Annotated in this window: 22 protein-coding genes; 9 read left to right on the forward strand and 13 right to left on the reverse strand. The window is 60.0% G+C overall.

Annotation, left to right across the window (positions count from 1 at the left end):
* Positions 1-50: 50 nt before the first annotated feature.
* Positions 51-818 (reverse strand): class III extradiol ring-cleavage dioxygenase, encoded by a 768-nt coding sequence (locus L8I05_RS11755; RefSeq protein WP_242169076.1) that lies wholly within the window; start codon positions 816-818, stop codon positions 51-53.
* Between the two features lie 104 nt (positions 819-922).
* Between L8I05_RS11755 and L8I05_RS11760 the strand changes: the two genes are divergently transcribed.
* Positions 923-1,579: a thiopurine S-methyltransferase gene (locus L8I05_RS11760; protein ID WP_242169077.1), complete on the forward strand. Its 657-nt coding sequence runs from the start codon at positions 923-925 to the stop codon at positions 1,577-1,579.
* 155 nt (positions 1,580-1,734) lie between these two features.
* Here the strand turns inward: L8I05_RS11760 and htpX are convergent, their stop codons facing one another.
* Entirely contained in the window at positions 1,735-2,622 is an 888-nt protein-coding gene (gene htpX / locus L8I05_RS11765) for a protease HtpX (RefSeq protein ID WP_159955029.1), read from the reverse strand.
* 303 nt (positions 2,623-2,925) lie between these two features.
* Positions 2,926-4,137 (reverse strand): pyridoxal phosphate-dependent aminotransferase, encoded by a 1,212-nt coding sequence (locus L8I05_RS11770; RefSeq protein ID WP_242169079.1) that lies wholly within the window; start codon positions 4,135-4,137, stop codon positions 2,926-2,928.
* Positions 4,138-4,339: 202 nt separating this feature from the next.
* Here L8I05_RS11770 and msrB point away from each other — a divergent pair, with 202 nt between their 5' ends.
* The 3 genes from msrB to L8I05_RS11785 all read left to right on the forward strand — a co-directional run bounded on the left by msrB (position 4,340) and on the right by L8I05_RS11785 (position 5,920).
* Positions 4,340-4,732, forward strand: coding sequence for a peptide-methionine (R)-S-oxide reductase MsrB (msrB, locus tag L8I05_RS11775; RefSeq protein WP_159955030.1), 393 nt, complete (start codon positions 4,340-4,342; stop codon positions 4,730-4,732).
* A gap of 214 nt (positions 4,733-4,946) precedes the next feature.
* On the forward strand, positions 4,947-5,432 hold the full coding sequence (locus tag L8I05_RS11780; RefSeq protein WP_159955031.1) for a glutathione peroxidase: 486 nt from the start codon (positions 4,947-4,949) through the stop codon (positions 5,430-5,432).
* Positions 5,429-5,920: a MarR family transcriptional regulator gene (locus L8I05_RS11785; protein ID WP_242169081.1), complete on the forward strand. Its 492-nt coding sequence runs from the start codon at positions 5,429-5,431 to the stop codon at positions 5,918-5,920. Before L8I05_RS11780 ends, L8I05_RS11785 begins: the two co-directional genes overlap by 4 nt.
* On the opposite strand, the gene L8I05_RS11790 is transcribed toward L8I05_RS11785, so the two are convergent.
* Complete coding sequence (locus tag L8I05_RS11790; protein WP_242169360.1) at positions 5,874-8,183, reverse strand: response regulator; 2,310 nt, start codon at positions 8,181-8,183, stop codon at positions 5,874-5,876. The genes L8I05_RS11785 and L8I05_RS11790 overlap by 47 nt on opposite strands.
* 164 nt (positions 8,184-8,347) lie before the next feature.
* Here L8I05_RS11790 and L8I05_RS11795 point away from each other — a divergent pair, with 164 nt between their 5' ends.
* Entirely contained in the window at positions 8,348-9,238 is an 891-nt protein-coding gene (locus L8I05_RS11795; protein ID WP_177015989.1) for an ATP-binding protein, read from the forward strand.
* Entirely contained in the window at positions 9,235-9,717 is a 483-nt protein-coding gene (locus tag L8I05_RS11800; protein WP_159955034.1) for a GAF domain-containing protein, read from the forward strand. The genes L8I05_RS11795 and L8I05_RS11800 overlap by 4 nt, the downstream gene beginning before the upstream one ends.
* Before the next feature lie 15 nt (positions 9,718-9,732).
* Here L8I05_RS11800 and L8I05_RS11805 read toward each other — a convergent pair whose 3' ends face one another.
* The 8 genes from L8I05_RS11805 to L8I05_RS11840 form a co-directional block, all read right to left on the reverse strand.
* Positions 9,733-13,377 carry a transporter substrate-binding domain-containing protein gene (locus L8I05_RS11805; RefSeq protein ID WP_242169083.1) on the reverse strand — a complete coding sequence of 1,215 codons (3,645 nt, stop codon included), beginning with the start codon at positions 13,375-13,377 and terminating at the stop codon, positions 9,733-9,735.
* Positions 13,378-13,385: 8 nt separating this feature from the next.
* Entirely contained in the window at positions 13,386-14,012 is a 627-nt protein-coding gene (locus L8I05_RS11810; RefSeq protein ID WP_159955036.1) for a response regulator transcription factor, read from the reverse strand.
* A 255-nt stretch (positions 14,013-14,267) separates the two neighbouring features.
* On the reverse strand, positions 14,268-14,663 hold the full coding sequence (locus L8I05_RS11815; RefSeq protein ID WP_242169085.1) for a response regulator: 396 nt from the start codon (positions 14,661-14,663) through the stop codon (positions 14,268-14,270).
* A 173-nt stretch (positions 14,664-14,836) separates the two neighbouring features.
* The gene (locus L8I05_RS11820) at positions 14,837-16,168 is read right to left on the reverse strand and encodes a deoxyguanosinetriphosphate triphosphohydrolase (RefSeq protein ID WP_159955038.1); all 1,332 of its coding nucleotides are present in this window, start codon (positions 16,166-16,168) and stop codon (positions 14,837-14,839) included.
* Between the two features lie 72 nt (positions 16,169-16,240).
* Positions 16,241-17,404: an EAL domain-containing protein gene (locus tag L8I05_RS11825; protein WP_242169087.1), complete on the reverse strand. Its 1,164-nt coding sequence runs from the start codon at positions 17,402-17,404 to the stop codon at positions 16,241-16,243.
* A 94-nt stretch (positions 17,405-17,498) separates the two neighbouring features.
* Complete coding sequence (locus tag L8I05_RS11830; protein WP_159955040.1) at positions 17,499-17,840, reverse strand: hypothetical protein; 342 nt, start codon at positions 17,838-17,840, stop codon at positions 17,499-17,501.
* The gene (locus L8I05_RS11835) at positions 17,837-18,223 is read right to left on the reverse strand and encodes a phage holin family protein (protein ID WP_159955041.1); all 387 of its coding nucleotides are present in this window, start codon (positions 18,221-18,223) and stop codon (positions 17,837-17,839) included. The genes L8I05_RS11830 and L8I05_RS11835 overlap by 4 nt, the downstream gene beginning before the upstream one ends.
* 2 nt (positions 18,224-18,225) lie before the next feature.
* The gene (locus tag L8I05_RS11840) at positions 18,226-18,540 is read right to left on the reverse strand and encodes a YqjD family protein (protein WP_058411763.1); all 315 of its coding nucleotides are present in this window, start codon (positions 18,538-18,540) and stop codon (positions 18,226-18,228) included.
* 365 nt (positions 18,541-18,905) lie between these two features.
* On the opposite strand from L8I05_RS11840, the gene L8I05_RS11845 reads away from it, so the two are divergent.
* The gene (locus L8I05_RS11845; protein ID WP_242169089.1) at positions 18,906-20,114 is read left to right on the forward strand and encodes an ammonium transporter; all 1,209 of its coding nucleotides are present in this window, start codon (positions 18,906-18,908) and stop codon (positions 20,112-20,114) included.
* Here the strand turns inward: L8I05_RS11845 and L8I05_RS11850 are convergent.
* Positions 20,101-21,819, reverse strand: coding sequence for a monovalent cation:proton antiporter-2 (CPA2) family protein (locus L8I05_RS11850; RefSeq protein ID WP_242169091.1), 1,719 nt, complete (start codon positions 21,817-21,819; stop codon positions 20,101-20,103). The genes L8I05_RS11845 and L8I05_RS11850 overlap by 14 nt on opposite strands.
* Before the next feature lie 154 nt (positions 21,820-21,973).
* Here L8I05_RS11850 and L8I05_RS11855 point away from each other — a divergent pair, with 154 nt between their 5' ends.
* Together L8I05_RS11855 and L8I05_RS11860 are read left to right on the forward strand one after the other, a co-directional pair.
* Positions 21,974-22,210, forward strand: a complete 237-nt coding sequence (locus tag L8I05_RS11855) for a glutaredoxin family protein (protein WP_159955044.1) — start codon at positions 21,974-21,976, stop codon at positions 22,208-22,210.
* 74 nt (positions 22,211-22,284) lie between these two features.
* Positions 22,285-22,620, forward strand: coding sequence for a transcriptional regulator (locus tag L8I05_RS11860; RefSeq protein ID WP_242169093.1), 336 nt, complete (start codon positions 22,285-22,287; stop codon positions 22,618-22,620).
* Positions 22,621-22,659 lie beyond the last annotated feature (39 nt).

Here is a 22,659-nt window from a genome sequence, read left to right on the forward strand (position 1 = left end):
GTCTTGCATTCAGGTTTGGGTCAACACTCGATCCCACATTTAGATCTGTGTCAGCCGAAGCGGTAGATGTCCATCCCGAGCGCACCCATGGTGAACCCCTGATGCGCCACGCTGAAATCACCACCAGCGCCGCGCGCAAAGTACAGCGGCAGCAGATGCTCGTCACTGGGATGGCTGCGCACCGCATGGGGCGCCTGGCGACGGTAATCGTGCAAGGCCGTTTCATCGTTAGCGGCGAGTTTATCCACCACCCAATCACGAAAATCCCGCGCCCAAGGCTCGATGCTTTCAGGCCCGGCCTGCCAGTTCAGTTCCCCCAGGTTATGGGTGATGCTGCCGGAGCCGATCAACAGCACGCCTTGTTCGCGCAGGCTGGCGAGCGCATGCCCGACGCGGGTCTGCAGGGCAGGGCCCATGCGGCTGGGCAACGACACCTGGACCACGGGAATATCCGCTGCCGGGTACATCAGCGACAGCGGCACCCAGGTGCCGTGGTCGAAGGGGCGGCGCTCATCGATTCGCGCAGCCAGGCCATCGGCGTCGAGCAGCTCGACAATTTCATTCGCCAATGTCGGGTTGCCCGGCGCAGGGTATTGCACGGCAAACAGCTCGCGGGGGAAGCCGCCGAAGTCGTGCCAGGTTTGCGGAGCGGCACTGCCGCTGACCAGTAACTCATGGCTTTCCCAATGCGCCGACACCACCACAATTGCCTTGGGCCGTGGCAGTTCGGCCGCCAGGCGCCGCAATGCCGGGCCGCTGGCGCCGGGTTGCAGGGCGAGCATGGGCGAACCGTGGGAGATAAACAGGCTGGGGAACATAAGTGGGGTCCTGAGCGTTAACATGGGCCCATCTTCAATCAGATCATTGATCTAAATCTAATATAAGTTTTAGCGCCTTTTGATCGAATTTTCAGGGTGATTTTATGGAGCCTAAGTTTTGGCAAGAGCGCTGGGCCCGCAACCAGATCGGTTTTCATCTGCCCGAGGTCAACCCCTGCCTGCAGCGTCACTGGCCGAAACTGGCGCTGGCCGACGGGGCGAAGGTGCTGGTGCCGCTGTGTGGCAAAAGCCTGGACCTGATGTGGCTGGCAAGTGCCGGGTATCGCGTGCTGGGGGTGGAGCTGTCTGAGCAGGCGGTGGAGGCGTTTTTCAGCGAGCAAGGGCTCGTGCCCAGGGTCAGCCAGCGGGGCGTGTTCAAGGTGTACCAGGCCGATCAGATCGAACTGTGGTGCGGTGACTTCTTTGCCTTGGACGCCGACGCGGTTGCCGATTGCGCCGCGCTCTACGACCGTGCGGCATTGATCGCATTACCGCCGTTGATGCGGGCGCAGTATGCCGGGCATCTCAATAGTGTATTGCGCCCAGGCTGCCGGGGTTTGCTGATCACCCTCGACTACGACCAGACGCAGAAGGCCGGCCCGCCCTTTGCGGTAACCGATGAAGAGGTCAGGGTATTGCTCGAATCACACTGGGCTGCGCAGGTGTTGGAGGAACAAGACATCCTGGGCGAGAGTTGGAAGTTTGTGCAGGACGGCGTCACGCGGTTGGAGGAGCGTGTTTACCAACTGGCAAAGTATTGACCCTGATATCGCCATCGCGGGCAAGCCCGGCTCCCACATTGACCGTGCCGTTCGCGCAAGATCCCTGTGGGAGCCGGGCTTGCCCGCGATGACGATTCAGGCGCCCACAAAAAAGGGGCGATCAAATCGCCCCTTCTCGTGTTACTGCCTGGCTATCAGCCCCGACGACGCAGTGCGTCAATCCGCTCTTCCAGCGGCGGGTGGCTCATGAACATGCGTGCAAAGCCTTGCTTGATGCCACCGTTGATACCAAACGCCGTCAGGCTGTCCGGCATGTGCACCGGCAGGCCTTGCTCGGAGCGCAGGTGTTGCAGCGCTGCAATCATCGCCCCGGTACCGGCCAGGCGGGCACCGGCTTCGTCTGCGCGGAACTCGCGTTTGCGCGAGAACCACATGGTGATTGCGCTGGCCAGGAAGCCCAGTACCACTTCGGCGAAGATGGTCGCCACGAAGTAGGCAATGCCGCGGCCGCCTTCGTTCTTGAAGATCACCTTGTCGACAAAGTTGCCGATGATCCGCGCAAAGAACATCACGAAGGTGTTCACCACGCCCTGTACCAGCGCCAGGGTGACCATGTCGCCGTTGGCCACGTGGCCGATCTCGTGGGCCAGTACCGCCTTCACTTCGTCGTAAGAGAAGCGTTCCAGCATGCCCTGGCTGACCGCGACGAGCGCGTCGTTCTTGTTCCAGCCGGTGGCAAAGGCGTTGGCTTCATAGGCCGGGAAGATCCCGACCTCAGGCATCTTGATGCCGGCCTCGCGTGACAGTTGCTCAACGGTTTGCAGCAACCATTGTTCATGCCGGGTGCGGGGCTGGGTGATGACCTGGGTGCTGGTGCTCATTTTCGCCATCCACTTGGAGATGAATAGCGAGAAGATCGAACCGGCAAAACCAAAGACTGCACAGAAAACCAGCAGCTGATTGAGGTTCAGATCAACCCCGTTGGCCGCCATGAACCCGTTGAAGCCGAAAAGGCTCAGGGTAATGCTGGCAATCAGCACGACCGCCAGGTTAGTGGCCAAGAACAGCAGGATGCGCATCATGGTTGTAGAGTTCTCCTCATGCTTAATATGTCGCGTACTGCGGGGTATATAAGGTGCGGCCAGGGGTGATTCAACCGAGCGACTATTTCAAACTGTGTCCTACAGCGCGAATGTAGAGCCTTGAAAGGATTTTCCGACCGGTAAAGCCAGCTGCGAACGCTGCAGTCACGCCTTTGTCCCCTGTAATTGCGGGGGTTGACCGGTCCGTGGTGTACAGCGGCAAGGGAAGAGGAGCGTCGCGCAGAGAAGTGTTGCCAGATACTCGCTGTACGACCGATTGTCGGTCGTACAGCGTCATTTGCACTACTGGCGATAGGACTTGAGGAAGTTGCCGATGCGACCAATGGCCATGTCCAGGTCATCCACCCGCGGCAACGTCACCACGCGGAAGTGATCCGGCCACGGCCAGTTGAACGCCGTTCCTTGCACCACCAGCAGTTTTTCCGACAGCAGCAGGTCGAGCACGAACTTCTCGTCGTTGAAGATCGGGCAGACTTTCGGGTCGATCCGCGGGAAGGCGTACAGCGCGCCCATGGGTTTTACGCAGCTGACACCCGGGATCGCGTTGAGCAGTTCCCAAGTGCGGTTGCGCTGTTCCAGCAGGCGGCCCTGGGGCAATACCAGGTCGTTGATGCTCTGATAGCCGCCGAGTGCGGTCTGGATCGCGTGCTGGCTCGGCACGTTGGCGCACAGGCGCATATTGGCCAGCATGTCGATGCCTTCGATATAGCTCTGGGCGTTGTGCTTGGGGCCCGAAATGGCGATCCAGCCGGAGCGGAAACCCGCCACGCGGTAGGACTTGGACAGGCCGTTGAACGTCAGGCACAGCAGGTCCGGCGCCAGCGAGGCGGTGCACACGTGCACGGCGTCATCGTAGAGGATCTTGTCGTAGATCTCGTCGGAGAACACCACCAGGTTGTGCTGGCGCGCCAGTTCCAGCATGCCCAGCAGGACTTCCCTGGAGTACACGGCGCCGGTCGGGTTGTTCGGGTTGATGATCACCAAAGCCTTGGTGTTCGGGGTGATCTTGGCCTTGATGTCGGCCAGGTCCGGGAACCAGTCGGCGCCTTCGTCGCACAGGTAGTGCACCGGGTGGCCACCGGCCAGGGTCACGGCGGCGGTCCACAGCGGGTAGTCAGGCGCCGGCACCAGCACTTCGTCGCCATTGTTGAGGAGGGCCTGCATGGACATCACGATCAGCTCGGACACACCATTGCCCAGGTAGATGTCTTCGATGCCGACACCTTCCACCTGCTTCTGCTGGTAGTACTGCATCACGGCCTTGCGCGCGCTGAACAGGCCCTTGGAATCGCTGTAGCCCTGGGCGGTCGGCAGGTTGCGGATCACGTCCTGGAGGATTTCGTCCGGCGCTTCGAAACCAAAGGGCGCCGGGTTGCCAATGTTCAGCTTGAGGATGCGATGGCCTTCCTCTTCCAGGCGTTTGGCGTGCTTGAGCACCGGGCCGCGAATGTCGTAGCAGACGTTGGCGAGCTTGTTCGATTTGCTGACCTGCATGGCGATGTGATCCTGAAAATGAACGATCCAGACGGCGTGGACACTACCGTACTGCGAATCCTGCGAGGCCTGCATCCATAAATACGTTTGAATGCCGATAGCGCGGGTGCCAGACTGGCGTTTTGAAGAGGCGCAATCATACGTGCCGCCTGATCCATGGAAAAGACACAGATCAGGCTTTTTCAGTTGCCGAGGTGTACCGATGGAAAAGTTGCAGAAAACCGTTGATGAATGGAAGGCCATGCTCGACCCGGAGCAGTACCAGGTTTGTCGTCTCAAGGGCACCGAGCGGCCTTTCAGCGGCAAGTACAACGAAACCAAGACCGACGGCGTTTATCACTGCATCTGCTGCAATGAACCGCTGTTCGATTCCACTACCAAGTTTGATTCCGGCTGCGGCTGGCCGAGCTTCTACGCGCCGATTGCCGACAGCGCGATGATCGAGATCCGCGACGTCAGCCACGGCATGATCCGTACCGAAGTCACCTGCGCCAAATGCGATGCGCACCTGGGCCACGTGTTCCCGGACGGCCCGCCGCCGACGGGCCTGCGTTACTGCATCAACTCGGTGTGCCTGGACCTCGTCCCCCGCTAAAACCACTGATCGCTGATCGTTCCCACGCTCTGCGTGGGAATGCCGCCCTTGACGCTCTGCGTCAGCTTCAAAGCAGTGACAGGCGTGCCTGCATCGCGGCCAAACCCGCCCCATAGTTGCATCGAGTACGCATCATCAATGCGATCAATTAAATTGCACACAATTGAATCGTCTACTATCTTTCAGCGTCTTTCATCTTAATCGAGGCACTGCCATGAGCAACAACCTGCTGAGCATCCCGTGCACCACCATCAAGGGTGAGCAAAAGACCTTGGCCGATTTTGCCGGCAAGGCCATTTTGGTGGTCAACACCGCCAGCAAATGTGGCTTCACCCCGCAGTACAAAGGCCTCGAACAGCTCTGGCAGCAGTACAAAGACCAAGGATTGGTGGTGCTGGGGTTCCCCTGCAACCAATTCGGTAAACAGGAGCCGGGCAACGAAACGGCGATTTCCGAATTCTGCGAATTGAATTTCGGCGTCAGCTTCCCGCTGTTCAAGAAGATCGACGTCAACGGCAGCGAGGCCCACCCGCTGTTCGTGCAGCTTAAAAAGCAAGCGCCTGGGTTGCTGGGTTCCAAGGGCATCAAGTGGAATTTCACCAAGTTCCTGATTGGTCGTGACGGTAAGGTGGTCAAGCGTTTTGGCCCAACCACCAAGCCCCAGAACTTGACCCAAGAGATCGAAGCCCTGCTCAAATGATCGACGCAACCACCGTGTCCCTGGCCCTGGACGACCAGCTGTGTTTCAAGCTCTACGCCGCCTCCCGCGCGGTGACGCGTGCCTACAAGCCAATGCTCGACCAGTTGGGCCTGACCTACCCGCAATACGTGGTCATGCTGGTGCTGTGGGAGTGGCACGCGGCAGCTGCGCCGCAGCCCACGGTCAAGGCATTGGGGCAGCGGTTGATGCTCGATTCCGGCACGTTGACGCCCCTGCTCAAGCGTCTTGAGCAGCTCGCCCTGGTTCGGCGCCAGCGCAGTGCGCGGGATGAGCGGGAGGTGCACTTGAGCCTGACCCCGGCCGGTGTGCATTTACGCGACCAGACCCACGGCCTGAAAACCCGGCTGTTGTGTGACAGCGGCATCGACCTGAATCAGGCCGACGCCTTGCGCCACGGCCTGGACCAGTTGCTGGCGCAGATCAAGGACTTGTCGTCTGTGGCACCCACAAGTCCAGCAGCGCCTTGAGTTCTTCACGGCGAAACGGCTTGGCCAGGTAGTCATCCATGCCGGCGGCCCGGCAACGTTCGCGTTCCTCGGCCAGGGCGTTGGCGGTCAAGGCGACGATGGGCAAGTCCGGCCAGCGCCCGCTGCGACGAATCTGCCGGCTGGCTTCGTAGCCGTTCATCACTGGCATGTTGCAGTCCATCAACACCATGTCAAAGCGCTGTTCCTCAAGGAACTTGAGCGCTTCGCCACCGTGGGCGGCCACGATCACTTCGCAACCGAGCTTGCTGAGCATGCCCTTGGCCACCAGTTGATTGACCGGGTTGTCCTCCACCAACAGGATGCGCGCCCGGTGCGTGAAGGGCGCGGCGTCCATCTGGATCGGGTCAAGGATCAGTTGTGCGTCACTGTGCAAGTTGCGCTGCAGAATCTGGTACAGCGCGTTGCGGCTCAATGGGCGTGCCTGTTGCTGCAGCGGCGCCAGGCCTGCGACTTCCTCGCTGGGCATGAAGTTGCCATAGGCGGTCACCAGCAGGATTGGCGCGGTAATCGCCGGGCGTAAGCGGAACAGGCACTCCGGGCAGTCAGTGATCAGTAAGTCGGGAGTTTGCCCGCTCAGGTCATCGTCCTGGGAGTAAAGGCGCGGCGTCAGGCACCAGTGCGGCAGCAAGTTGGTCAGCAACTCCGTCAGGCCATTACGGCTGCTGGTGATCACCATCACGTCGCCTGCCAGGGGCGCCTGACGGGCGGCGGGTAAATGCGTGGGCAGCGGCAGCTCGGCACAGAACTGGCTGCCAAACCCGACTTCAGAGCTGATACTCAAGCGGCCGCTCATTGCTTCACACAGGTTATGCGTCAATGCCAGCCCCAGTCCCGTGCCGCCAAACTGGCGAGTGATACCCGCGCCCGCCTGGGTGAACGGCTGGAATATCTTTACCTGCGCTTCCTGGGCAATGCCGATACCGGTGTCACAGACTTCGATTTTTACCCGGCCATCAAGGGCGCTCAGGTATACGTCCACGCGCCCGAAGCGGGTGAACTTCAAGGCATTGGAGAGCAAGTTGCTGACGATCTGCCGTACCCGCGTCGGGTCACCTATCACTTGGGCTGGAAACAGCGGGTCGATCAAGCAGGTCAACTCGACACTCGGCGCGGCGTTCTGCGACAGCAAGTTGGCGGTGTCTTCCACCAGCGACCCCAGGTCAAACGGGATGCGCTCCAGCTCCAGCTGGCCGGCGTCGAACTTCGACAGGTCGAGGATATCGTTGAGCAACTCCACCAGCACCTTGCCCGAATCGTGGGCGATGGACAGTTGTTGGCGCTGTTCGGCGTTCAGCGGGCTGTCCAGCGACAGCGCGATCATTCCCAGCAGCCCATTGAGCGGTGTACGGATCTCGTGGCTCATATTGGCCAGGAATGCAGCGCGGGCCTGGGCCATGGCCAATGCGGTCAACTTTGCCGCTTCCAGTTCATCGTTGGATTGGCTCAAGCGCTGGTTGCTGGCCTTGAGTTCAAGGGTGCGCGCAGAGACGATCGTTTCCAGTTGGCTCAGGTATTCGGTGAGGCGGTCCTCGGCGTGGCGCCGTTGCTGGATTTCGGTCTCCATGTTTTCAAATTGCTGGTTGGCAACGCTGACCAGCACGCCGATTTCGTCGTTTTCGTGCCCCGGTGGGCAGTCCAGGTGGGCCTGCTTGCTGGTGCTCAGCGCGCGAATAATGCGCACCAGTGGCTGAGTCAGCATCACGTAGAACAGGCCGAGCAGAATGCCCGTCAGCAGCAGGCTGCGGGCAAAGCCGTTGAGCAGGGTAATCTCGGCGCGGTGCAGGAAACGGCTGCCAAAGGCGTAAGTGTCCACGTCCAGGCGCAAGACGCCGAGGGAATCGTTGGGCATGTGGCTCAAGAACAGCCGGTCTTCAAACTGGCGGTTGGCGCCGAACAGAAAATCGCTGAGAGGCCGGTAGGTACTTTCCTTGCGCGGGCGATCGACGTCGGCCAGGACCACACCATTGTTATCGACCAATTGCGCATGAATGATCGCCGGGGAATGCAGCAGGCCCAGGGTCAGTTCCTGGGCGAGTTCGGCGTCGATGTTGTAGGCAATACGTGAAGCGGGGTTATGGCTGATTTCGATCAGCGAGCGTATTTCACGGTTGATGGATGCGTCTTCGCTGGCATAATCAATGCCGATTTGGATCAGACTGAGCAAGGTTCCCAAGACGAAACCGACCAGCACAGTCAATCGAGCTTGTTTATAAGACAAGCGGTGGGCGAACTTGATATCCATCGGGTGTTGAACCACTTCACGTTTCCCTTCGCCCGGCAAGCATAGCTGAACATCCACACGCTCTGGCTTGGCCGGCATGAATCATTTTTTTACGCAGCCGCGTGCGGTCTGCCGCAGGGTTGCCAATACGCCATCTTTTGCAAGAACTTGCCAGAGGAATAATCGTGGATTCTCGATTGAATGCCTTTCTTGAGCGGGCCGATGCGGTACTGGCTCGCCTGGAACCCTTGTTACCTGCACCGCGCCAAGCCATCGACTGGAACCAATGCCTCGCCGCCCGTTGGCAGCGTGAAGGCCGCTCAGGCTTTTTGCTGCCGCTGGACGTCAGCCTGGACATGCGCCTGTCCGACCTCATAGGGGTAGACAAGCAACGTGAGCAGTTGGCACGCAACACGCAACAATTTCTTGATGGCCTGCCCGCCAACCATGCGTTGCTGTGGGGCTCGCGTGGCACGGGTAAATCGTCGATGGTGCGCGCCTTGCTGGCGCAGCACGCCAAGGCCGGTTTGCGCCTGATTGAAATCGAGCGCGATCACTTGGCCGACCTGCCGCGCGTGGTCGAGCAACTGCTCAAGCTGCCGCAGCGTTTTATCCTGTTCTGTGATGACCTGTCCTTCGAGGCCGGCGAGGGCGACTACCGCGTGCTCAAGAGTGTGCTGGACGGCTCGCTGGAACAGGCGCCGGAAAACGTGCTGCTGTACGCCACCTCGAACCGCCGTCACCTGGTGCCGGAAAACCAGAGCGACAACGACAATTGGAAGCGGGTGGATGGCGAGTTGCACCCCAGTGAGGCGGTGGAGGACAAGATTGCCTTGTCCGACCGTTTTGGCCTGTGGTTGTCGTTCTACCCGTTCAGCCAGGAACACTTCCTGGATGTGGTCGAGCACTGGATCGGCGAGCTGGCCAGCAAGGCTGGTTTGCAGTGGCAGCGTGATGAAGCCCTCGACATTCTCGCCGTGCGCTGGGCCACCGGGCGCGGCAACCGCAACGGCCGTTGCGCGTATCAATTCGCCCGTTACTGGGTAGGACTCAAGTTGTTGGAGCGTCAACCATGATCGATTTACAACAGGCCGGCACCGGCCTGGACGGCTATGCCATGCTTTGCGCGCAGTTGGAGTCGCTGCTGGCCGATGAGCGCGACTTCATCGCCAACAGTGCGCAGTTTTCGGCGTTTCTGTTCAACCAGCTGGATGACTTGAACTGGGCGGGCTTCTACCTCAATCGCAATGAAGAATTGGTGCTTGGCCCGTTCCAGGGCCAGATCGCCTGTGTGCGTATTCCGTTCGGTCGTGGCGTCTGCGGCGCCGCGGCGGCATCGCGGCAAACCCAGCGGGTGGAAGACGTTCACGCGTTCCCCGGGCATATCGCCTGTGACAGCGCGTCTAACAGCGAACTGGTGGTGCCGTTGGTCAAGGACGGCGTGTTGATCGGCGTGCTTGATCTGGACAGCCCGTCGCTGGCCCGTTTCAGCCTTGAGGACCAGGCGGGTATCGAGCGGTTGGCGGCGATTTTCCTGCGCTTGACCGACTGCTGATCTGTCAGGAAGGGGCTAGCCAAGGTTCTGGCTATCCAGCTTATGGAGCTGCACGTGCAGCGTCCTTTCCAATTCAAGCATGAGCTTTTCCAGGGACTTCACGTAGGTTTCGATCAGGGCACGATCCTCGCTGCGGGCGCAGGCCTGCTCGAGCGCTTCGCATTGCGTCGCCAGGGCGCTTGCCTGCACGATGCGCGCTGCGCCCTTGATTTTGTGGGCTTGCTCGATAATGGCTTGGGGCGGCGCCTGCCGAGCCAGCAGGGCCAGCAGTTCCTGGCGGTCCAGGCGGCTGCTGCTCAACAGTTCCTCCAGTAAGCGCCGGCTCAGGAGCGGGTCGCCACCGGTCAACGCATCCAGACAGTCCAGTTCCAGCTGCTGGCCCGCGGGTTGTGGCCGGATTTGCCCCAGTTGCAGTTCCAGTGCCGTGAGGCTGATGGGTTTGAACAGGCAATCGTTCATGCCCGCTTGCGCGCAGCGTAGTTTCTCCTCGGGTTGGGCGTTGGCGGTGAAGCCGAGTATCACGCAAGGCGCCAGTTGCTCACGTTGCTCATATTCACGGATCGAGCGGCTCAACTCGTAGCCATTCATGACGGGCATATTGCAGTCGGCGATCACCAGGTCGAAGCGCTCCTGGCGCCAGGCTTGAAACCCGGCGGCACCGTGCTGAGCGGCAGTGAACTGGTGCCCCAGGTAACCCAGTTGCTGGCACATCAACAAGCGGTTCGCCGGGTGGTCGTCCACCACCAGTACGTTGAGTACCGGGGCGGCAGCAGGGGCCTGCGACTTGAGTTCGTCCAGCACTTCGATCGGCTGCAGGAGCGTCATGTTCAGGGTGACATGGACCTGGGTACCCACCATCGGCACGCTGCTCAGGCTCAGTTGCCCGCCCATCATTGAGCACAGGCTGCGACAGATCACCAGGCCCAGGCCTGCTCCGCTCCTGGCCAGGTGCCCAGAGTTGTCAGCCTGGGCAAAGGGCTCGAACAGCCGTAATTGGTCGTCTCGGCTGATGCCGATGCCGGTGTCCTCGACCACCAGTTTCATCTGGATCTCCTGCGGCCGTTCGGTGGCGTGCACGTTCACCTTGATCTTCACCTGCCCGCGCTCGGTGAACTTGATGGCATTGCTGACCAGGTTGGACAGCACCTGTTTGAAGCGCAAGGGGTCGATCAGCACGGCGGTATCGTCGATAACGGGATCGGACTCCAGCAGCAGGCTGAGGGTCTTCTGCCGGGCCAGGCCATCGAAGACGCGCACCACCGACTCGATCACCTCGCCCAGGTTCACGCGCTCCGGGGCCAGGCTCAGACGGCCGGACTCGATGCGCGCGATGTCGAGGATGTCGCCGATCAGCTCCAGCAGGTCCTTGGCCGAGTTGTAGGCCACTTCGATAGCCGGGCGATCAAGATGGCCCTGGTCGGCGCGTTTGAGTGTCAGCTCGAGCATGCCGATCACCGCATTCATCGGCGTACGGATCTCATGGCTCATGGTGGCGAGAAAGGTACTTTTGGCACGGTTGGCTTCATCGGCGCGTTCCTTGGCGGTGCGCAACTCGTCGAACAGTTGGCGCCGCTCACTGATATCGATCCAGCCACCGATGATGCCTTGCACTTCGCCGACCGAGTCGCGATAGGGCAGGATCCAATGGTAGATCGTCAGTTTTTTTCCTTGAATATGCAGCGTGCGATCAAGGATCAACGGGTTACCTTCGTGCACCACCCGCTGGTAGTCGGCGTGGTACTGCGCAGCTTCCGACTCCAGCGCCATGTCCATCTGGATCACACTTTTGCCAATCACTTCTTCGCGCTTGACGTCGAACACCTGCAGGTAACTGTCATTGCAGGTTTGCAGCAGCCCCTTGCGATCACGCACATAAATGGGGTGCGGCGTTTCATTCACCAGTGCCCGCATGAATTCGAATTGATCGTTGAGGGCGCGCTCGGCCATCTTGCGGTGTTTGATCTGGCGGCGCATGTAGGCGTTCCAGGTCAACGAGATCAGCAGCAACAGCCCGGTGCCGATGATGATTTGCGCGATCAGTTGGTGGTAATTGCGCCAATAGCTGTCGGAGGCGGCGCTGTAGCCTCGCCAGCGACTGTTGATCACGCCCATTTCGTCCGGAGCAATGCTCAGCAGCGCCTTGTCCAGGATTGAACTGAGTTCGACCGCGCGGCGCGGCGTCGCCAGGGCGAACGTGGCGGGCAGGGTGCCGATACTGGTGCTGATCTGCAGCTTGTCCTGGAACATCAGCGAGGAGAGCAAATAGTTGGCGATCACCAGCGAATTCACTGCGCCTTCCACTTTTCCCTGGGCGAGCAATTCCGAGGCCTTGAAGGTATCGCTGACTTCCACCAGGTGGACCAGCGGGAAATCCTGGCGCAGGATTTTTTCCATTGGGTTGCCCTCGGTGATTGCCAGGCGCAGGCCTGCCATCTGTTCCAGGTTCGAGGGCGCGTTGGGCTCCTTGCGGGTCAGCAGAACATAGGAGTTTTCCAGGTAGGGGCGACTGAAACTCAGCTGGGTTTCCCGTTCGGCGCTGGGGACGATAGCGCCGATGATATCGGCCTTGCCGGTGACGAGCTGGTCGATCATCGCGTTGACTTCGCGAGTGCGCTGGATCTCGAAACGCAACCCGGTACGCAGGCGAATCAGCTCCAGCAAATCGGCGGTGATGCCACGAAAGTTGCCGTCGGCATCAAAGAACGTCAGTGGCGCGAGGGTCTCGTTGACCACGACCCTCACCACCGGGTTGTCTTTGAGCCAGCGCTCTTCGCGTTGGGTCAGCTGCAGTTTTTTATCGGTCAGCAAAATATCGCTGCCGGCGCTCCAGCGCTTGGCGATGCTGTCCCGCTCATTCATGGGTACGGCGGCCAGCACCGTGTCGACGATACTCAAGAGCGTGTGTTGGTCGTGGCGCATGGCAAAGCTGAAACCGTAGGCTTCATGCTTGCCGAAGTTGGCCATGCGGATATTCTTCAGGTAGCCCTTGTTGATCATGTAATGGGTGGAAATGGTATCGCCGAGAAACACGTCCGCCTGTTCGAAAGCCACCGCATTCAAGGCGTTTTGAAACGAGGGGTAAGCGCGAATCTGCGCTTGCGGGTATAACTTTTCCACTTCATCGAGCGGCAGGTAATGGTAGACCAGGCTCATGCGAAGCCCGGCCAGGCCGTCGCTCAGGCTGCGCGTTTCGCTCTCCCGGGTCACCAGCACGGGTTGATCCACGGCGTAGGGTTGCGACAACGTGAGGTTCGGGTTGGCGGCCTCAAACCCGTTGGCGGAGCCCAGCAGATCAATTTCGCCGGTTTCGAGGGCATGTATGGATGCCTCCCGCGATGAGTAGCGAAGTACCTTGATCGGCAAGGCCAGGGCTTTGCTCAACAACCCTGCGTAATCGGCGGTCAGGCCCTCATAATCGCGGCCGCTGGAGGTAAGATCGAAGGGCGGGTAGTCAGGTGCGGCAGTGCCTAATACCAACTCGCGTTTGTTCTGCAGCCACTGGCGCTGAGCCTTGTCCAGTTGAACATCCAGTTGAACGGCAGCCGCGCGGCTCAATAAGGTGAAGTGTTCCGGACCGGGTTGAGAGGTCGCGGATGCGGTCGTGCTGAAGCACACGCCGGCGATTAATATAATCAAATAGTCCTTTATACACCTGGGCATCCGCTTTCTCACACTAGCGCGTTTCGTTTTGCCATCTCGATAAGTTCTACCAAGGATTTGGCTTTAAGTTTTTGCATCAGCCTTTTTTTGTAAGTGCTTACTGTCTTGTTACTGAGAAACATGCCTTTGGCTATTTCTTTGTTGGTGCGGCCTTGTGCAAAAAGTTGTAACACCATTAGTTCTCGATCATTCACTGTCTTGAACAGTTCAAGTTCCTCGAAGTCCTTGCCGTCTGCGTTGTTGGCGTTCAAGGCCTGGCTGGGGAAGTAATTGTAGCCCGACAGCACCGCACGGATCGCGCTCAGCAGCTCGCTCAGGTCGCCTTCCTTGCACACATAACCATCCGCACCTGAGCGCATGCAGCGGGTGGCGAACAGCGTCGGGCATTGGGCGGTCAGAATCAGGGTTTTCATCGAGGTGTTCATGGCGTTGAATCGGCACAGCACTTCGAGGCCATCAAGTTTGGGGATGCTGATATCCAGAATAATCAAGTCCGGCAGGCACTCACGAACCATCTGTATCGCATCACAGCCGTTGTCCGTTTCACCGACGACTTTATAACCTTCGTGTTCCAACAACATCCGAATCGCCAGCCGTATAACCGGGTGGTCATCAATGATAAAAACTGTGTTCATAATCACGTTCCATGCAAGTGCAAATAAAGCGGGCACATTAGCTCAGAAGATGAGGGGGGCGCATGAACCTTGTGGGGAGTAGGTATAAAACAAGAGAATTCCTACATGAAAAAAGGTAATAGCCTACCAGTCGATAAGTCTTTGTGACGGTAGGTGTAAGCAATTATTGAGGCATTGTGCTTATTGGCGGCGCCAAGGGTTTAGCGGAGGGTTCAGGTGATGTTTCGTCGATGGACAGCGTTTAAAGTCCTACATTTATAATCGGCGTATTGGTGCAATTAACGTTGCAAGTTCGTCTCTGTTCAAAGGTTTCAATAAATAACCCAGGAGGGGTAAACCGCGCGCCAGGGCTTGGCTCATCAGGTTGGAAAGTTCTGTGGCGGGGAGCCCGCTCAATAGGATGGCACCCATTATAAAGCGTTGGCGGGTGGCGATTTCCACCAGTTCCAGCCCCGGTAAATCCGGCAGGCATTGGTCGCATAGCATCAGATCAAAGGGTGCCTGGGACGCAGACATCACGCGGATAGCCTGTTCGGCATTTTCAGCCAGGGTCAGGCGCTCGAAGCCGAAACTTTTGAGAAGGCACTGAGTGGCCAGCAGTTGAAAGGGATGATCCTCCACCAATAGGATTCGGAGGGGGGAACTGGGCATAGGAGGCACATGGGTCAGTCAAGAGTCGATGGGGTGGGGCGTAGGAATTGCTCGCCACGTCCGCCGGAAGCGTGCGTGATTATTCCTCGAATGAATGTGCGAATTCGATCAGGCCGCTCTGTTCCCGCCGTAGGCAAATTCTGTGCGGGAGGCAGGCGGCGTGACCCATTTCTTCACTGCGGGCTGGAGCGCCCTGTCATCTCACGCGCCATTTCGGTTGCATAGCTGTCGGTCATGCCGGCGATAAAGTCGATCATGCGCAGGAACGACGCGTGCAGCGGCCAGGCTGGGTTGGGTGCGTTGTTACCCAGCAAGTCGAGGATGCGCCGGTTCTTGAACGACGGCGTGCGCCCGCCATGTTGCTCCAGCGCTGCACCACAAAACGCGTTCAAGAGGATTTCCAGCGTGGTGTAGGCGCCGATTTCATGCAGGGTCTTGCGCTTGTCCTGGAAGATTTTCTTGCGCGCCATGTCCTTGGCGTCCAGCACGCAACGCTTGGCGGGGCCGTGCATGTGCTCCACCAAGTCGCCCGGCAGCGTGCCGGCGAGCAAGGCATCCTGTTGTTCGACGAAGGCACGTGCAGCGGCATTGGTCAGGTGCTCAATGGCCTTGCCGCGCAGGATCGCCAGCTTGCGTCGACGCGAGTCCTGCGCGCCCAGTTGCCGATACGTCTGGGGCAGATCGTCGCCCACCAGGTCGAGCAACAATGACTCGACCTCGGTGTATTCCAGCAACTCCATTTCCAGCCCGTCTTCGAGGTCGATCAACGCGTAGCAGATATCGTCGGCTGCCTCCATCAAGTACACCAGCGGGTGACGGGCCCAGCGTTGTTCTTCCAGCTGTGGCAGCCCGAGCTTGTGGGCGATCTGCTCAAGGATCGGCAGCTCGCTCTGGTAACAGCCGAACTTATGCTTTTTATAACCCAACGAGTCCGCGTGGCGGGCGGTCCAGGGGTATTTCAGGTAAGTGCCCAAGGTGGCATAGGTCAGTCGTGTACCGCCGTCGAACTGGTGGTACTCAAGCTGGGTGAGCACGCGAAAGCCTTGCGCGTTGCCTTCAAAATTGAGGAAGTCATTGCGTTCGGCACTGCTCATGTCGTCCAGCCAGCCGCGCCCGGCTGCCTGCTGGAACCAGTGACGAATCGCATCTTCACCGGAGTGCCCGAACGGCGGGTTGCCGATGTCGTGGGCCAGGCAGGCCGATTGCACCACCATGCCCAGGTCGCTCGGGTCGCACCAGTCGGGCAGGGCGCTGCGCAGGGTTTCGCCTACGCGCATGCCGAGGGAGCGACCGACGCAACTGACTTCCAGTGAGTGGGTCAGGCGGGTGTGGATATGGTCGTTGCTGGACACCGGGTGCACTTGGGTCTTGCGCCCCAGGCGACGGAACGCGCCGGAGAAAATAATGCGGTCATGGTCCTTGTGAAACGGGCTGCGACCCAATTCTTCCGGGCTATGCAGGGGCTTTCCAAGACGTTCGCGGGTTAGCAGGGTGGGCCAATCCAAGGCGGGTACTCTCCGTGCGGTGAATGACACTGCCCAGCTTCGCGGTTCCGCCCTGGCGGGGCAAGCGAAAATCTACAGTCCGGCCGCGTCGATATCGATTAACAGCAAACGCTGACCGTTATCGAAGAATTGTCCGGCGGTCAGGCAGTACTGGTTGGTGGTGGCATCGCGGTAGGTTGAGGAAAGGGTCAGGCGCCGTTCCTCCCAGCCTTCGGCGAGCAGATAGTAGAAGTAGGGCCGCCACGACCAGTTGTGGCCCAGGTAGCGACTGTCGGCCTGCCAGGCGTCCTGGCGCCACTCGAAGTTGGGCGTCAACTGGGTGCCATGGCGGTCGCACTGGTAAAAGCGCAACAGCCAGGGGAAGTCCGGCAATTGCGGCAAGTGGTCCAGCGGTGCACGGTTTTGTGCCCAGGCCTGGAGGATTTTCATCAGCTCGGCCAATTGCAGGCGCAACTGCATGATACGACCGCGCTCCGCCAGTTTGTGCTGCACGTAGACGCTGCGTAGCTGGGCAAAGCGCGACACGAACGCATCCGTGGCAAACCAGTCGAGCTGCGCCTGGGCAAACAGGTAACCCTGCACATAGCGTGCGCCGCATTCCAGGGCAAAACTCAACTGCGCCTCGGTTTCCACGCCTTCGGCGATGATCCAGCACCCGGTTTTTTCGGCCATTTGCGCCAGTGCCCGCACCACTTCGCTGCTCGGGCCGCCTTTGGCGGCTTCCTGAAACAGGCGCATGTCCAGCTTGAGGATGTCCGGCTGCAGCGCCAATACCCGATCGAGTTGGGAATAACCGGCGCCGAAGTCATCGATGGCGATGCGTGCACCGGCTTCGCGATAACGCGCTACCACATCGGCGAGGCGCTGAATGTCGCCGCCCAATTCGGTGATCTCGAACACGATGCGCTGCGGGTCGACGCCATGGGCATGCACCTGCTTCAAGCTGGGCAAGGCTTGGCCGGGGCGCAGTCGGTTGATCCAGCGCGGCGAGATGTTCAGGCTGAGGAACCAGTCTTCGGGCGCTTCATGCAGACGGCTCAGGGCATTGTCGCGGATCTGTCGGTCGAGGCGGCGCAAGGCCACGCCCGGCGTGCGTGGGTCGGCAAACAGTGGGCCTACCGACTGCAAGCGGCCATCCGCCTGGCGCAGGCGGCCGAGCGCTTCGACGCCAGCGATGCGCCCGGTGGCGGTGTCAATAAACGGCTGGAAACAGGCGAGCGGTTGCCCGTCGATCACGAGGCCTCCTTAAAAACAATCAGCGAAAAAAGGCCCGGCCCTCAGTAACGAGGGCCGGGCCGATTCTGTTTGCAAGAATGCAGCCAGCGCGAGCTTAGCCTTTGCGCGAAGCGCCTTGCATGGCCAGCTTGATCAACGGGATCAACCCCGCCCCCAGCCGCACCAGGCGCGTCAGGCTGCTGATACTGCCGCCTTTGGCGCCCTTGCCGGTGAAGAAGCCCATCAGCGTCACCGCCGCCACGCCCCACAGCGGCGCGTGTTTGATGCCCAGGCTGTCTTGCCAGTTATGGCGCATGTCACGCACCTTGTTCAGGGGCGCCATGAGTTGCTGGGACTCGTGACGGATTTCCTGACGGTGCATTTCCATGCGCAGGCGAATCAACGCCTTGCGCATTTCCCGACGCGTGGTGTTTTGCGGGACTTCAGTGAGGCTCATGGCAGCAGGCGCTCCCGATCATTGGCCAGCTCTTCAAGGGTGGCGTGAAACGGCGTGGATTCATCAAATATCGCCGCTTTCAAACGCACCCCGCAGAAGGCTGCGGCCAGGGTGTAGAACACGCAGAGGCTGATGATCCCCGTAAGACGGTAGGTGTCCCATACCAGAATCATCACCAACGCCGACAACCCCACCAGCAACAGCAGGGCAAACACCAGCGCCAAGCCGGCAAACAACAGCAGGCTGACCGTACGCGACTTCTGCTCTTGCAACTCGATGCCAAACAACTCGACATGGCTGTGCAGCAGGCCGAGAACGGCCGCGCCCAGGCGTCGTGATGTGGAGCCTGCGCCCGTGGACGGGCCGTTTTCGCCGATTGCCATAGTTAGCGCCTTGTAGCCAGCAGGCCGATCAGAAAGCCCACGCCGGCAGCAATGCCGACAGACTGCCAAGGGTTGGCCTGCACGTAATCTTCCGTCGCAGTCACCGCCGCCTGGCCGCGCTCACGCAGGGAGTCTTCGGTCAGTTGCAGGGTTTCACGGGCCTTGAGCAGGCTGTCATGGATCTTGGTGCGCAGCTCATCGGCCTGGTCACCGGCCAGCACGGCGGTGTCGTCGAGCAACTTTTCGGTGTCGCTGACCAGGGTTTGAAAATCCGCCATCAGTATTTCTTGAGCAGTCTTTGCAGTTCTTCTGGCCATGGTTATCTCCGTGATTGGCTGATCTGTACAGCTGTTGTGTTCGTTACGTTTGTTTTCGAGTCACCGGCTTCGGTGAAGGTTCAGTGCAATTGTCTGGTACAGCTTTTGCTTTGCCTTGGTGCGCAAGCCCTGGGGCCTGCGCTGAATCCGGGCGGTTCGGGCGAATGCCTTGAAAAACCTTACCCTAAATAACCGAAACTCGCGGAAAAACCCTGTCGGCAACGGCCTGTTGTGTTGATCGCTGCGCTAAAGCGGTTCACGCCCTCTGAAGAGGGGCGGGGTCGTTGGTGCCAATTTAGTGCGCGCAACCCCCGGCTTGAACCGCTTTGGTGCTTTTTGCCTTTATTACAGGCCTGCCAACCTCCATGGACAACCTGCAAAGTGCAGTGGACACGCTCGTCCACAGCTCCAACACCCTGTTTATCCTGATCGGCGCGGTCATGGTCCTAGCCATGCACGCCGGCTTCGCATTCCTGGAAGTCGGCACCGTACGCCAGAAAAACCAGGTCAATGCCCTGTCGAAGATCCTCAGCGACTTCGCCATCTCCACCCTGGCCTATTTCTTTATAGGCTATTGGATCTCCTACGGTGTGAGCTTCATGCAACCGGCGGCGGTGATCAGTGCGAATCATGGCTATGGCCTGGTGAAGTTCTTCTTCCTGCTGACCTTTGCGGCGGCGATTCCGGCAATTATTTCCGGCGGCATTGCCGAACGTGCAAAGTTCGCTCCGCAGCTGTGCGCCACCGCGCTGATCGTGGCGTTTATCTACCCGTTTTTCGAAGGCATGGTGTGGAACGGCAACTTCGGCCTGCAAGCCTGGCTGCTTGCGCGCTTCGGCGCCAGTTTCCATGACTTCGCCGGTTCCGTGGTGGTGCATGCCATGGGCGGTTGGCTGGCGCTGGCGGCGGTATTGTTGCTGGGGCCGCGCAACGGGCGATATCGCGAAGGGCGACTGGTGGCGTTTGCGCCGTCGAGCATTCCGTTCCTGGCGCTGGGCTCGTGGATTTTAATTGTCGGCTGGTTCGGTTTTAACGTGATGAGCGCGCAAACCCTCAATGGCGTCAGCGGCCTGGTCGCCGTGAACTCGCTGATGGCCATGGTTGGCGGTACCGTGGCCGCCCTGTTAATCGGCCGCAATGACCCAGGTTTCCTGCATAACGGTCCGCTGGCCGGGCTGGTGGCAATCTGCGCCGGTTCCGACCTGATGCACCCGGTGGGCGCGCTGGTCACGGGGGCGGTGGCCGGAGGCTTGTTTGTGTGGTGCTTCATCGCGGCCCAGGATCGCTGGAAGATCGACGATGTGCTGGGTGTGTGGCCGCTGCATGGTTTGTGCGGCGTGTGGGGCGGCATTGCGTGTGGCATCTTCGGCCAGACCGCTCTGGGCGGCCTGGGCGGTGTCAGCCTGATCAGCCAATTGATCGGCACGGCGCTGGGCGTGGTAGTGGCGCTGGTCGGCGGCCTGCTGGTGTACGGCGTGATCAAGCGCGTGCATGGGCTGCGCCTGAGCCAGGAACAGGAGTATTACGGCGCGGACCTGTCGATCCACAAAATTGGCGCGGTCAGTCAGGATTGATCGGTTTTTCAGTCGGCGGGTAAACGCCGTGCAGCAGGCGATAACGGCTGCGCCGCACGTCATCGACCCGCGCCTGCACCTGTTGGTCCGGCAGGCCCAGCAGGATCAAGGCGTGGGAGGCGAGCATCAGGCTCGACTCCAACAGCTCGGGCACCACTTCGCTGGCGCCCGCTGCTTTCAATTCGGCCAGTTGGCTGTCATCCCGGGTGCGCACCAGGATGGGCACCCGCGGGTTGATCCTTCTTGCCTCCTTCAGGACGGTCAGGGCGACATCGCTGTTGTCCACGGCAATCACCACCAACCGCGCGCGTTCCAGGCCGACGGCACTGAGCAGGGCGCCGCGACGGCAGTCGCCGTAATGCACGTTGCGGTCTTCGGTGGCGGCTTCCTTGACGCGTTCGGGGTCGTCATCCAGGGCGATAAACGCCTGTTGTTCGCGGCGTAGAAACCGCCCGATGGTTTGCCCGACGCGGCCGTAGCCGCAAATCACCGCATGGCCGCGTAACTCGGCATTGAGTGCGGTGATTTCTTCCAGCTGCACTTGCTGGTTGGGCTTGCGGTGCAGGCGCAGGGCAATCGCCGGTGCGGCGCGCAGCAGCAATGGGGTCAGCAGCATCGAACAGAAGGTGGCGGCCAGCAGCAAGCCGTTGAATGCGTCCGGAATCAGCCGGCTCTGTTGCATTTGCGCCATCAGGGCAAAACAGAACTCGCCGCCTTGCGCCAGGGCCAGGCCGCTGCGCCAGGCGGTTTCACTGTCGCTGCCGCGCAGCTTGACCAGCGCTGCCACGACGCAGCCTTTGATCAGCATCAGCGCGAGGGTCAGGCCGAGAATCAGCAGGCTATGGCTGACGAACAGCTGCAGGTCGATGAGCATGCCGATGCTGACGAAAAACAGCCCCAGCAGAATGTCGCGAAACGGGCGGATATCCGCTTCGATCTGATGACGGTAGTGGCTTTCCCCCAGCAGCATGCCGGCCAGGAACGCGCCGAGGGCAGGGGAGAGCCCCAGCAAGTGTGTGAGCCAGGCGGTGAGCAATACGATTACCAGGGCTAACAGTACAAACAGCTCCGCCGAATGGGACGCGGCGACTTCATGGAACAGGCGTGGCAATAACCAGCGGCTGGCGAGCAGCAGGCCGACGAACAACACCACGGTTTTGCCCAAGGTCAACGGCAGCGCCCAATACCAGGCCTGCTCGCTGCTGCCGGCAAACACCGGCACCAAGGTCAGCAGCAACACTGCCACCACATCCTGGAACAGCAGCACGCCTATCGCGTTCTGGCCATGGCTGCTGAAGATTTCGCCGAGGCTGCCCAACTCCTTGCTGACGATGGCCGTAGACGACAGTGCCAGGCCCGCGCCGAGCAGCAGCGCAACACCTGGCGACAGGCCGAAGCCCATCAGCAGGCCGCCCAGCAACACCCCGCAACCGAGCACCTGCAAACTGCCCAGGCCAAACACCACGCTGCGCAGGGCCAGCATCTTGGTCAGGGAAAATTCCAGCCCCAGGGAAAACAGCAGGAACACCACGCCCAGTTCGGCGAGGTCGGGCAGGTCTTCGCTGTCGTTCACCCAGTCGAGGGCAGTAGGCCCCACCGCCAGGCCCACACACAGGTAGCCCAGCACGGGCGGCAGTTGCAGCCGGCGAAACAGCGCAATCACCACCAGGGATGAGGCCAGAATGATCAGCAGGTTGGCGAACACGAGCAGCTTCCTTGCAGGTTGAGCGGACAAAAAGCCGCGAGAATCGCTGAATCAGTTATAGGCCATGGTGATCTGGGTCAGGTGTTTTGTGAGTAGTCGGGCTTATTCTGGCGGGCATACAATGACCGTCTACTTTCTGATCGAGCCCATCGCCATGCTTCCTGAATGCCAGTTGTTCGGCACCCTGGGTTGCCATCTTTGTGAGATCGCCGAGGTCGAAATCATGCCGTTGGTCGAACACGGTTTGCTGGTGGAGCTGGTGGACATCACCGACCCCGACGACCTGACAGAAGCCTACGGCCTGCGGATTCCGGTGCTTCGCCGGGTGGACACCGGGGCGGAACTGGACTGGCCATTCGACACTGAACAGATTGTTGCCTTCCTTTCTTAAGCCTTCTCCGATGGCGGGTTTCCAAATATTACGATACTGTATGCTTGTACAGCGATTGAATAGAGGGAACGCCCGTGGTGAATGTTGAACAACTGAAAAGCAGCGTCAATCGCATGTCCGCCGACGTCGTGCGCGACGCGGTAAACGAGCTGCGCCTCGACGGCCTGGTCACGGAAGGCAAGACGCCGTTTAACAAAGTGCATTTCAATACCTGCTTTGCCGAGATCGAAGCGTTGTTCCAGCGCGCCGGTTATCACAAGCAGTTGGATGTGGTGGGTTATCAGGGCTTGATGTACGCGCTTTACGACCCTGGCCGTTGGGAAGCCGTAGACGTGCTGCGTTGGCTCAAGGAATTCACCGAGGCCGCCAGTGACTCGCCGATCCTGCGCGCGCAATTGGCCAAGGCTTGAGAGATGCCCTAGGCTCAATCCCGTTGCATGCGGGATAAT

It is taken from the genome of Pseudomonas sp. MONT-RG-20F-20-E-7-02 (genome assembly GCF_022662395.1).
Taxonomy (GTDB): domain Bacteria; phylum Pseudomonadota; class Gammaproteobacteria; order Pseudomonadales; family Pseudomonadaceae; genus Aquipseudomonas.